Raw genomic sequence first — 11,846 nt, forward strand, 5'->3', positions numbered from 1 at the left:
TTGGTAAAGTAGGAGTAAGCTAATGAATATTTTTTCTAAAGATAGAATTTCATTATTATTATCTACAATTTTTATTATTTCACTTCCTGTTCAAGCAAAAATGCTAGTTTACTGCTCTGAAGGAAGCCCTGAAACTTTTAACCCTCAATTATCAGCATCACTAACAACATATGATGCTAGTTCAGTTCAACTATATAATAGATTGATTGAATTTAAATTAGGGACAACTGAAATTGAACCTGGTTTAGCTGAAAGCTGGGAAATAAGTAATGATGGAAAAGTTTATACTTTCTACTTACGTAAAGGAGTTAAATGGCATTCAAATCGGGAATTTAAACCTACCAGGGATTTTAATGCAGATGATGTAATTTACTCTTTTATGCGCCAGAAAGATCCTACACATCCGTATCATAAAGTATCAGGTGGTAACTATGAATACTTTATGGGAATGGATATGGACAACCTTATAAGTAAATTAGAGAAAATTGATGATTATACGGTTCGTATTACATTGGATCGCTTTGAATCCCCTTTTTTATCAAACCTAGGTATGGATTTTGCTTCCATACTTTCTGCTGAATATGCGGCAAAAATGCTAGCAGCTGGAACACCAGAAAAGGTTGACCTAAATCCTATAGGAACCGGTCCTTTTGAGCTCCAGCATTACCAAAAAGATTCGCAAATTCGCTATAAGTCACATAACGATTATTGGAAAAAAAAACCTAAAATAGATAATTTAATTTTTTCGATTACACCTGATGCATCTATTCGCTATGCAAAGTTACAAAAGAATGAGTGCCAAATAATGACATATCCTCATCCTGCAGACCTGGAAAGGATGGCTCAAAATAAAAATATTGTCTTAATGAGTAGTCCCGGACTTAATGTTGGATATCTTGCCTTCAATGTTAACAAAAAGCCTTTAGATTCAAAAGAAATTCGGCAAGCATTAGCGCTCGCAGTCAATAAAGATGCAATTATTGATGCTATTTATCAAGGATCTGGGCAAAAAGCAAAAAACCTAATTCCTCCCATCGTATGGAGCTATAATGATGAGATAAAAGACCATGAATACAATCCTGAAAAAGCTAAATCTATATTAGTAGAAAAAGGATTTGCGGATGGATTTGAAATTGATTTGTGGGCGATGCCAGTACAACGTCCATATAATCCTAATCCGAGAAGAATGGCTGAAATGATCCAAGCTGACTGGGCTAAGATTGGTGTTAAATCCAAAATAGTGAGTTATGAGTGGGGGGAATATTTAAAAAGAGCTAAAAATGGTGAACCACAAACAGTAATGATGGGATGGACTGGTGATAATGGTGATCCTGATAATTTCTTTGCTATTTTATTTAGTTGTGCTGCAAAAGACCGTGGAACAAATTATTCAAAATGGTGTTATAAAGACTATGATGACTTAGTTTTAGTTGCTCGTACGACTGATGACATGAATCAGCGAATAGAACTCTATAAGCAAGCACAAGTTATTATGCATGAGCAAGTTCCTGCACTACTTATTGCACACTCAACAGTGTTTAAACCGATACGTAAAGAAGTAAAAGGCTATATAATTGACCCATTTGGTAAAAACCATTTTTCAAATGTAGACATTGAGTAAAGAAGTAATGAATTGGTAAATTTACGTATTTTTGCCCAATGTAAATTGGGCATTTCATGCTAAAACAGTTTGACACGTTTCATTGATAACAACGGGCTTGTTGCAAAAAATAAATAAGATTGTTTTACGTCCAACTTGGAGTGGAATTTCAGGCTAACACCGTCTCTACATTGAATAAGCGATTCATAAAGGCAGATCGCTCCCGCACCCGAAACTCAGGTTCATATCGACGTAGCCATTCATCAAATTGGCCTTTATTCTGTTTTCGTAAAGTTTCAAAGCCTTAGATTGTCGCCCAAGCCTGCTTAGCGATTTTGAAACCGCCTGTTGCAACAATCAATTTTCTAATCGGCGCATGATCGGACTCAATTCGATTATTGAGAATTTTGACTTGCCGTTGCTTCACGTCAGCACGGAGCTTGCCTTCTTTTATTAAGCGGGCTATCGCATAACCATAAGCCGCATGCTTATCGGTATTTAACGTTTTGGGTTGTCGCTCAGCGGTGTAAGGTTTTAATACGCGTTTGAGAAATTCATAGGCGGCATACCGATTACGTTTGGGTGAAAAATAAACATCCAGTGTGTTTCCGTATTTATCTATTGCACGGTAAAGGTAAAACCATTTTCCGTTCACTTTGACGTAAGTTTCATCGAGCTGCCAAGAGGAAACTGCCCGAATGAATTGATATTTTTTGAGTTTTTTACGGAGAATGGGCGCATATTCAATAAACCAACGATAAATGGTCGAGCGATGAACAGAAATACCCCTTTCTGCCAGCATATCACTAACGTTGGCATAGCTTAACGGTGTGGAGCCATACCAACGTAAGCACCAAAGGATAATTGTGGGAGCAAAATGTTTCCATTTAAACTCGTTTGGTGACATGCGTTTATCCTAAAGCGATGTTCAATACTGTGAGTGTTTCTCACTTAGGTAATTTTTGCAACAAGCCCCTATAATTCACTTTGAGCCGAAAAACTCAACTTCATCTCATTATTTGCAACAGTGCCCCATTATTAATATTTATCAAATTAGTCTATTGAAAAGAAATAATTATTTGTTCTTAGTAATATCGTAATTAATATAAAAAATTTTCGTTTGCCTCTAAACACCATAAACTTTTCCATATTGCTAATTTTTAATGCTGGAATAATATTTATAAAATAAAATAATAAAAATTGAAGTGAATTAATTTAAAGCTTAAATACACAAAGTTATTGAGGGTAATATTATAAAACGATAGTGGTAACTGACGGACCATAATTATAGAATAGAATGAAAAATAGTGATGCAAGAGATTTTTTTTCGATGTTGTATTCACTATTGTGGGGTAAGGGGGAGTACTCTCTTTATAAATGGCATTGTTATTATATTTTAGTATAAAAGAACCTGAAATACTCACTTATTTGTTATTTGTGAAAAAACAAGGGAAGTGCGTATAATGTTAATTATAACAATAGATTATAATTGATTGATACTGAGTTTTTATTCAATCATTCTTGAATATCCCGTTAATTATTAAAATCGGAAAAAAAAATTCCAATTTATGTATTTATTTTTGAGCTTCGTACAATAAATATTAAGATTAATTTAATATTATAAAACTTGGGGGTGAGTACTTATGAAAAAACAAGAAAGACAAAAAGCTATTAGAGTTAAATTGATAACTGATAAAAAAGCTTATGTTAGTGAATTAGCTAGGGAATTATCGGTAACTACTCGAACTATCCGTAATGACTTAAATGAGCTATGCCAAAGTACACTTTTCTCATTGTTTCATGGTGGTGTACAATTAAAAAATACACTGAATGATGAGTTTTTATTTGAGCAATCGTTTACGAAAACGATGTTAAATGGCTTTAAAAGCGACAAGGAGATCGTATTAAATACTGATCGTTCTACACAAAATAGTTATATTAATGAAAGCATTTATATTTTAGGTTCATTTAATGTTGATATTGTCCCTGAAATAACAGCACTACCCCAGATTGGACAAACTATTCGAGCTTCTGCAACACATTTTTATGCCGGAGGAAAGGGAACAAATCAGGCTCTAGCTGCAGCTAAAATTAATAATAATGTTCATTTAACGGTTAAATTAGGTTCTGATGAGTTTTCAAAAAAAGCCAAGAAGTATTTAACAAGTACTGAAATTTCATCATTTTCTTTTTTTATGAGTGAAATGTCTTCAACTGGAATAGCTATTGTATGGGTTTCTGATGCTACCGGAGACAATATGATTAGTGTCACTCTTGGTGCTAATGAAACATTTACGGAAGAGGATATTTTATTAGATATTGATAGCATTCGTAATTGTAGGGTATTTTTGACTCAGCTAGAAAACAATTTTCCTATAACTCGTTATGCAATAATGCAGGCAAAACTTGGAAAATCCATCATTGTATTGAACCCTGCTCCTTATTCTACAGAAATCAAAGAGATATTACATTTAATAGATATTATTACACCGAGTAAATTAGAGGCTGAAGCATTATCTGGCATAACTATTGTCGATATTAATTCTGCCAAAAATGCAGCCAAACTTATTCATATTCAAGGTGTAAAATGCGTCATTATCATACTAGGTAGTGAAGGTTATCTAATCTTTGATGGCAAAGCTTATACGCATATTCCAGCCTATAAATCAGCGGTTGTCGATACCAGTGGGGCAGCCGACGCTTTTACTGGAGCTCTGGTTGCATATATTGCTAACGGTAAAGAGCTTATCAATGCAGCTCAATATGCTTCGGTGTTTGCATCGTTGAAAGTTGAACATAAAGGCGCATCAAACATGCCCAGTAACTCGCTAGTTTATCACCGTAAGCAGCAGTTATTTAGAGAATTATTCAGTCCACTAAGCCTATAGGATAATTAAATGAAAAATAAAATATTGTATCGTGTTATTAGTGCAACTGTAGGAATAGTATTTTTGTCTTCCTTCATAACACCTGTTTTTGCTGCTGATATACAGACGCATAAGCCAAAAATCGCTCTAGTAATGAAATCATTGGCAAACGAGTTTTTTCTCACAATGGAGACTGGAGCAAAAGATTACCAGAAAAAACATGCTGGCAAATTTGACTTGATATCTAATGGGATCAAGAACGAAACCGATACAGCAAGTCAAATCCAGATTGTAGAACAAATGATCGTATCTAAAGTCGATGCAATCATCATTGCACCATCAGATTCTAAAGCTATTCTACCTGTAATTAAGAAAGCAATTGATGCAGGAATAATTGTTATTAATATTGATAATAAATTTGATGATGATGTACTCAAAGATAAAAACTTAAATATTCCTTTTGTTGGTCCTGATAACCAAAAAGGTGCTAAAGATATAGGTGATTATTTAGCAAAACACCTTAAACAGGGGGATCAAGTAGGTATTATTGAAGGTATTCCAACCTCTCGTAATTCTCAGCAACGAACTCTGGGGTTTCAGCATGCAATGGCTGAAGGGGGAATGAAAGTGGTTTCTGTTCAATCCGGTCAATGGGAAATAAACAACGCTAATGTGGTAGCTGCTGCAATGCTAAGTGAATATCCAGGTATCAAAGCTCTGTTAGCAAACAACGATAATATGGCTTTAGGTGCCGTTTCCGCAATTCGTTCTGCTGGAAAAAAAGGACAGGTACTGGTAGTTGGTTATGACAATATCGAAGCTATTCGCCCGATGCTGAATGATGGCCGAGTATTAGCAACAGCAGATCAATTTGCTTCCCAGCAAGCGGTATTTGGTATTGATGTAGCACTTGATGCGCTAAAGCATGGTAAAAAACAGAATGATTTATCCAATAATATTGAGACCCCAATAAAACTTATTGTAAAACAATAGGTTAGTTATGGTTCATTGCTGTGATATTACAAAATACGGATATCACAGCGGCTTACCTGATGAGGCCAGAATATGAAAAGTGGACAAGAGATCCTCTCACTTTACGGAATAGGAAAAATCTATAGTGAACCTGTCTTAGTAGATGTGACACTAGCATTATATCCAGGAAAAGTATTGGCTTTGACAGGAGAGAATGGTGCAGGAAAAAGTACCTTAGCCAAAATTATTGGAGGGATAACCCGCGCAACCTCTGGGCAGATTACCTATCAAGGAAAACCTTATACACCGAATAGCAGAAAAGACGCTGAAAAATTGGGAGTTCGCATGATGATGCAAGAACTCAATTTACTTCCCTCGTTATCGGTGGCAGAGAATTTGTTTATCGAACAACTTCCTCATTTGCTAGGCTGGATTGATCGAAAAAAGTTAAAGGAAATAGCTCATCCCGTGATGGAAATGGTTGGGTTGCAATCGATTGACCCGAATACACTTGTCGGTGAATTGGGTATTGGTCATCAACAGATGATTGAGATCGCAAAAAACCTGATTGGCGAAAGCCGAGTTCTTATTCTTGATGAGCCTACGGCAATGCTTAGTAGCCGTGAAGTTGAATTACTGTTTAAACAGATAATGCTGTTTAAAACTCGAGGAGTATCATTAATTTATATTTCTCATCGACTAGAAGAATTAGCTGTAATTGCTGATGATATTGCAGTACTGCGAAATGGGCAGTTAGTCTGTGTAGATGATATTAAACGTTATAACAGTGATCAGCTAGTTTCATTAATGGTAGGACGAGATTTGGAACGTTCATTTAATTTAAGTGGGCGCCAGATTGGCCATCCGATCTTGAAAGTGGAAAATTTTAAGCGTGGAAAAATTATTCAAGATACATCATTTACGCTGCACAGTGGTGAAATATTAGGTATTAGCGGTCTAGTTGGCTCTGGGCGAACAGAACTTTTACGCGCTATTTTCGGCGCGGATAAAATCGACAGTGGTACATTACAGATTGGTACTCCGTTAAAACCCGTATTGGTACGATCTCCAGTGGATGCAATTAAGCACGGTATCGCGTTGGTTACAGAAGACCGTAAAGGTGAAGGCCTTTTGTTACCTCAATCTATCTCTGCAAATATATCTTTGGGTAATAGTGAGAAAATAAGCTTTCTATCTATTATTTGCTCACTTGATGAGGCTAATTTGGCGAATAAATATATTAAAAGCCTAGGTATCCGTGCGACGAATGCTTCGCAGGTTGTAGAAAGTCTATCTGGAGGTAATCAGCAAAAAATCTTGATTAGCCGATGGTTGGAAAGAGACTGCCAGATTATTTTATTTGATGAGCCTACTCGAGGTATAGATATTGGTGCAAAACAAGATATTTACCAATTACTAAATAAGTTGACGGCGAAAGGAAAAGGTATTGTCGTGGTTTCCAGTGATTTACGCGAACTAATGCTCGTTTGCGATCGTATTGCTGTAATTTCAGATGGCAAATTAGTGAATACCTTTTCACGTGATAACTGGAGTCAGGAGCGAATTTTAGCGGCAGCGTTTTCTGCATATCAGCATGTAGAAAATACTTCGAGTTAGTAGCTGAGGATAAAAAATGAGTAATAAATTATCGACTCAACAAGTGGTCTATACGCCATTAAAAGAGTTAAGTAGTTATATAGGGTTAATTGTGGCGTTATTGGCAATGATAGTGCTATTTTCATTCCTCAGCACACATTTTTGGAGTATGAATACTTTCAGTACTATTGCAAATCAAGTTCCGGATCTAATCGTTATGTCTGTTGGGATGACATTTATATTAATGATTGCAGGTATAGATCTTTCTGTTGGATCGTTGTTGGCTCTTGCAGCAGCAGTGGTTAGTGTAACGTATTTAAATTTTCAATGGACTCCATGGTTATCCGCTCTTTCTGGTGTAGTTCTCACAACATTTGTTGGTGCACTAACAGGTTTTATTACGGTCGCTTGGCGTATTCCAGCATTTATAGTTTCACTCGGGATGCTAGAAATGGCTCGTGGGGTAGCTTACCAGTTGACTGATTCTAGAACGGCCTATATTGGTTCTATTTATGGTTATATTGCCGAACCGATTTTCTTTGGTGTATCTCCTTCTTTTATTATTGCCATAGTCGTGATTGTGGTCGGGCATTTAGTTTTAACTCGAACAGTATTTGGTCGCCATTTGATTGGTATTGGCACGAATGAAGAAGCGGTCCGATTATCAGGCATTAATCCAGGCCTTTATAAGATAGCTGTATTTGCACTTATGGGAGGATTATCCGGTTTGGCTTCACTGTTTCAGATCGCACGCCTTGAGGCTGCTGACCCGAATAGTGGTGTTGGGATGGAATTACAGGTTATTGCTGCTGTTGTGATCGGTGGTACAAGTTTGATGGGGGGAAGAGGTTCTATCATATGTACTTTTCTTGGGGTATTGATTATTTCCGTTCTAGCCGCTGGATTAGCTCAAGTTGGTGCAAGCGAGCCCACAAAACGCTTTATAACAGGAGCAGTAATTATTGTTGCAGTAGTACTTGATACATACCGTAGTCACCTAAACAAGAATTAAACAACCATCTACTACCTACTAAACGTGAATAGAAGGAAAAAAAATGTCTGAAAATAAAATTATTATTGATTGTGATCCCGGACATGATGATGCGATGGCTATTTTTTTAGCATTAGGCAATCCGAATATAGATTTACTTGCCGTAACTACGGCTGCTGGAAACAAGACTTTAGATGAAGTCACTTATAACACACGTGCTATTATGGAATTTGTTGATGCAAATCATATTCCTATCGCAGCAGGTTGTTCTCGCCCTTTAGTCAGGAAAATAGGGAAGGGTTTAAAAACTCATGAAGTAACAAGTATTGATAAGTCGCAACTTCCAGTACCTAAGTTACCTATTGATAAACGACATGCTGTTGACTTAATTATTGATACGCTTAAATCTCATCCGCCAAAATCAGTGACTCTTGTTCCCGTAGGGGGACTTACAAATATTGCATTAGCAGTAAGAAAGGCGCCTGAAATTGTTGAGTTAGTGAAAGAGGTAGTTTTAATGGGAGGAGCATATCAGACAGGTAATAGCAGCCCTGTTGCTGAATTTAATATCATCATAGACCCTGAAGCCGCCCATATTGTATTTAATGAGACCTGGCCTATTACAATGGTTGGATTAGATCTAGCCTATCAAGCCCGGCCCGATGACCAAATTATAGAACAAATTAAAGCGTTGAATACTCCTTTAAGCGATTTTGTTGTTGAATGCCTTAATAACTACACTGCTAGTTATCGTCGGCAAAAGGGGAAATGTGACCATGCTCCAGTTCATGATTTATGCGCTGTTGCTTATGTTATTAATCCATCGATAATAAAAACAATTAAAGCACCAATTGATATTGAATTACGAGGTACTTTAACGATGGGTATGACAGTCACTGATTTTCGTCAACCCGTTGAAGATTGTCATACTCAAGTTGCGACTAAATTAGATAACCCAAAATTATGGAATATGTTGATTGATTCCTTGGAGCAATTAGGAAAAAAATAGAGTCATAATTTCCTCCCATTATCCCTAGCTGTCTTTTATACAGAAGTCCTACTCCTAATGTGTGGGACTTTTTCGAACTAAATTATTGGGCTTGTTGCAAAAATTACCTAAGTGAGAAACACTCACAGTATTGAACATCGCTTTAGGATAAACTCATGTCACCAAACGAGTTTAAATGGAAACATGTTGCTCCCTGAACCTGAGTTTCGGGTGCGGGAGCGATCTGCCTTTATGAATCGCTTATTCAATGTTGAGACGGTGTTAGCCTGAAATTCCACTCCAAGTTGGACGAAAAACAATCTTATTTATTTTTTGCAACAAGCCCTATGAAACAGTCAAAGTTGATACGTTCAGCGATAAACCTAAACCTAAACCTAAACCTAAATAACCTCACTCTAGAGGTAAAGTTCCGTTTATGGTAGATGGGGATGTTTCAATAGAAGAGACATTTGCGATATGTCATTATTTGTGCCATAACTTCCCAAAGGGAAGTTTTTATCCTTCTGATATTAAAGAACAATCAGTTATTGAGTTTTACATAAGCTTTGCATTAACAGACTTAGAATCTCCTATCTGGAATTTACTAAAACAACTTGTTTTTGTTCCTGAAGAAAAACACGTTTTACCGTTAGTTTATTACTTTAAAACAGAATCTGAAAACGTGACCAAACAATTTAAATTCGATGAAAATAACGAGTGGGTCATTGGTGATAATTTCACTCTAGCTGATATCTTGGCTCTGTCGAAAATATCCTGTCAGGTCAAGGATAGCCTTATTCAGGGCGCAGTCAGGCTGACAATGAATAGAATTGTTTCCAGACAGGGGGATTGACAGTCTTTTCCATCTGGCCTTTCTTAAGCATTCGATGTAATTCAATCCCCGCTATCGTGGCGTCAGCCGTTTCAAATGACTTAAATCCGAGTGTATATTTCGTGATGCGTTTAATGCCCCGATGGTCTTGTTCTATCTGGTTGTTCAAATATTTTATCCGTCTGACTTCCATCAACAAAGGCCAAAGTCCGGTGAGAAATAAAAGGAAGTTGATTCTTTCCAGCGCGGCGGTATTCGCACCGGATTTATCTATATTGACTTTCTCTGGCAATCCATTGGAATTGATGGCTTTTTTGAAAAACTTCAGGGCAGCCGGACGGTCACGTGTTTCTGATAACCTAAAATCAATGGTGTTTTCCTCATTATCCACAACCCGATAAAGGTAAACCCATTTGCCATTCACTTTGATATAGGTTTCGTCCATTTTCCAGGAACGCCCTACGGGTTTCTTCCTTTTCCTGAAGGCTTGTTCAAGCTGTGGCGAGCAATGAACGACCCATTTATGTACGGTTGAATGATCGGCATTAGCCCCTCGCTCTTAGAGAAGCTCTTCAATATCCCGATAACTGAGCGGATACGCTAATTTCCACCTCACAGCCATCAAAATGAGATCCTTGGGGAAATGACGACCTTTGAAACTTAACATCATTCAACCTCAACTCAGATTTATTGCGTGAGAGTATAAACCAACTTTATATTTTCGACAGAACCCGTTGGCATAGCTTAACGGTTTGGAACCATACCAATGCAAGGATCAAAGGATGATAATGAGGATAAAATATTTCCATTTGAAATGAATTGAACGATCATAGCTGCAAATTACCAATAAGTTTGGCTTCTTCAACAAAGTCATATTCATATTAAACTCATATTTTTTATTCCTTTCTTTATGACAAGATTGTAATCATTTTTTCATCAATTATGCATGGTTACCATAGTAGATTTAAGATAAATCAACAGAAAATGAGATGATTTGATATGAAAAAAGTAATATTAACAACCTTAACTAGTGCTTTATATAACAGTTTATGCAAAAGCATATCTAAAGACGATGAAATGTTGATACTGAATGGCCGAGTCTGATTTTTAATAAGAAATGCTTTATGCAGCTTGGAGAATAGAGTGAAAAATTTTATTAATAGTTTTATCCGCTCAGACTACGATATGGTTACTCTTCGCCTATCGGTTATCATGATATTTATGCTCTTTGGAACTTATAAATGGTTTGATTTTGAAGTAATGGCTCTTGAGCCTCTGATATCGAATACGTGGTTGAATATCCTGTATACCCTGTTTGGTATCCACGGAGGAAGTTATTTTCTCGGCGTAGTCGAAACTATCACCTTTATCTTTCTTATCATCGGCTTTTTCAAATCTGCAGTTGGAGTATTAGGCGATATCATTGTTATTACTACGGGCATCACTACATTGAGTTTGTTACCTCAACTAGGAAAAATCGACAGTTTCATTATAAAGGATATGCTGCTGATTGGTGCCGGAGTTGCTCTGCTGAAATATGACTTAAAAAGGTACTTAAATATCAGAACGGAGACTCTTCTTGTCAAAAAAATACACAATCATGAACAGGAATGAGCACAAAAAAATCAGCTAAACAATAGTCGTCTAACTCGAGACCGAAGTTTACATATAATGGAAGCCATTGGTCAGTAAGTTTGTATGATTAATATAAACGGTGGGATTTAGTTTGTTATCTATTCATTGAGGAAAACATGAAAACTAGGCTTAAAATTATCCTGCTAATTTCACACTTGGTAGTTCTGGGGGCGGGGACGGCACTAGGAATTTACCTGCTACCGATACTGACAGCTCAGGAGAATGCGACACTGAATGAAATTAACGATGTACGGAAGCTGGCAAAATATAAAGGTGAGTTTATCCGCGATCAGAAAGGCAGTGATTTTGATCTGCTTTAATAAAACAGGACACTTTAATAATGGAATATAATCCAATTATTGAGG

General features: G+C 36.7%; 9 protein-coding genes and 2 pseudogenes. 9 read left to right on the forward strand and 2 right to left on the reverse strand.

Annotated features, from left to right (window positions below; all coding sequences use genetic code 11):
- The first annotated feature begins 22 nt into the window (after nucleotides 1-22).
- Entirely contained in the window at nucleotides 23-1,621 is a 1,599-nt protein-coding gene (locus AC3Z9T_RS19875) for an ABC transporter substrate-binding protein (protein WP_490127823.1), read from the forward strand.
- 148 nt (nucleotides 1,622-1,769) lie between these two features.
- On the opposite strand, the pseudogene AC3Z9T_RS19880 reads toward AC3Z9T_RS19875, so the two are convergent.
- Nucleotides 1,770-2,507 (reverse strand): annotated as a pseudogene (locus tag AC3Z9T_RS19880) (IS6 family transposase).
- Nucleotides 2,508-3,243: 736 nt separating this feature from the next.
- Between AC3Z9T_RS19880 and AC3Z9T_RS19885 the strand changes: the two are divergent.
- From AC3Z9T_RS19885 to AC3Z9T_RS19910, 6 genes are all read left to right on the forward strand, one after another.
- Nucleotides 3,244-4,488 (forward strand): ribokinase, encoded by a 1,245-nt coding sequence (locus AC3Z9T_RS19885; RefSeq protein ID WP_490127824.1) that lies wholly within the window; start codon nucleotides 3,244-3,246, stop codon nucleotides 4,486-4,488.
- 9 nt (nucleotides 4,489-4,497) lie between these two features.
- On the forward strand, nucleotides 4,498-5,460 hold the full coding sequence (locus AC3Z9T_RS19890; RefSeq protein ID WP_490127825.1) for a sugar ABC transporter substrate-binding protein: 963 nt from the start codon (nucleotides 4,498-4,500) through the stop codon (nucleotides 5,458-5,460).
- Between the two features lie 72 nt (nucleotides 5,461-5,532).
- Nucleotides 5,533-7,056 carry a sugar ABC transporter ATP-binding protein gene (locus AC3Z9T_RS19895; protein ID WP_490127826.1) on the forward strand — a complete coding sequence of 508 codons (1,524 nt, stop codon included), beginning with the start codon at nucleotides 5,533-5,535 and terminating at the stop codon, nucleotides 7,054-7,056.
- 16 nt (nucleotides 7,057-7,072) lie between these two features.
- The gene (locus AC3Z9T_RS19900) at nucleotides 7,073-8,047 is read left to right on the forward strand and encodes an ABC transporter permease (RefSeq protein WP_490127827.1); all 975 of its coding nucleotides are present in this window, start codon (nucleotides 7,073-7,075) and stop codon (nucleotides 8,045-8,047) included.
- 43 nt (nucleotides 8,048-8,090) lie between these two features.
- On the forward strand, nucleotides 8,091-9,035 hold the full coding sequence (locus tag AC3Z9T_RS19905; protein WP_490127828.1) for a nucleoside hydrolase: 945 nt from the start codon (nucleotides 8,091-8,093) through the stop codon (nucleotides 9,033-9,035).
- 415 nt (nucleotides 9,036-9,450) lie between these two features.
- Complete coding sequence (locus tag AC3Z9T_RS19910; protein WP_490127829.1) at nucleotides 9,451-9,867, forward strand: glutathione S-transferase family protein; 417 nt, start codon at nucleotides 9,451-9,453, stop codon at nucleotides 9,865-9,867.
- Here AC3Z9T_RS19910 and AC3Z9T_RS19915 read toward each other — a convergent pair.
- Nucleotides 9,824-10,516, reverse strand: a pseudogene (locus tag AC3Z9T_RS19915) (IS6 family transposase). The gene AC3Z9T_RS19910 and the pseudogene AC3Z9T_RS19915 overlap by 44 nt on opposite strands.
- A gap of 473 nt (nucleotides 10,517-10,989) precedes the next feature.
- Here AC3Z9T_RS19915 and AC3Z9T_RS19920 point away from each other — a divergent pair.
- Both AC3Z9T_RS19920 and AC3Z9T_RS19925 read left to right on the forward strand, forming a co-directional pair.
- Nucleotides 10,990-11,460, forward strand: a complete 471-nt coding sequence (locus AC3Z9T_RS19920; RefSeq protein WP_490127830.1) for a DUF417 family protein — start codon at nucleotides 10,990-10,992, stop codon at nucleotides 11,458-11,460.
- Between the two features lie 137 nt (nucleotides 11,461-11,597).
- Entirely contained in the window at nucleotides 11,598-11,801 is a 204-nt protein-coding gene (locus tag AC3Z9T_RS19925; RefSeq protein WP_490127831.1) for a hypothetical protein, read from the forward strand.
- Nucleotides 11,802-11,846 lie beyond the last annotated feature (45 nt).

The sequence above is a fragment of the Providencia sp. 6390 genome (assembly GCF_058148425.1).

Bases quoted from the DNA above. Each gene is read 5' to 3' on its own strand.
- AC3Z9T_RS19875 (WP_490127823.1), top strand. From the start codon at position 23: ATGAATATTTTTTCTAAAGATAGAATTTCATTATTATTATCTACAATT.
- AC3Z9T_RS19885 (WP_490127824.1), top strand. From the start codon at position 3,244: ATGAAAAAACAAGAAAGACAAAAAGCTATTAGAGTTAAATTGATAACT.
- AC3Z9T_RS19890 (WP_490127825.1), top strand. From the start codon at position 4,498: ATGAAAAATAAAATATTGTATCGTGTTATTAGTGCAACTGTAGGAATA.
- AC3Z9T_RS19895 (WP_490127826.1), top strand. From the start codon at position 5,533: ATGAAAAGTGGACAAGAGATCCTCTCACTTTACGGAATAGGAAAAATC.
- AC3Z9T_RS19900 (WP_490127827.1), top strand. From the start codon at position 7,073: ATGAGTAATAAATTATCGACTCAACAAGTGGTCTATACGCCATTAAAA.
- AC3Z9T_RS19905 (WP_490127828.1), top strand. From the start codon at position 8,091: ATGTCTGAAAATAAAATTATTATTGATTGTGATCCCGGACATGATGAT.
- AC3Z9T_RS19910 (WP_490127829.1), top strand. From the start codon at position 9,451: ATGGTAGATGGGGATGTTTCAATAGAAGAGACATTTGCGATATGTCAT.
- AC3Z9T_RS19925 (WP_490127831.1), top strand. From the start codon at position 11,598: ATGAAAACTAGGCTTAAAATTATCCTGCTAATTTCACACTTGGTAGTT.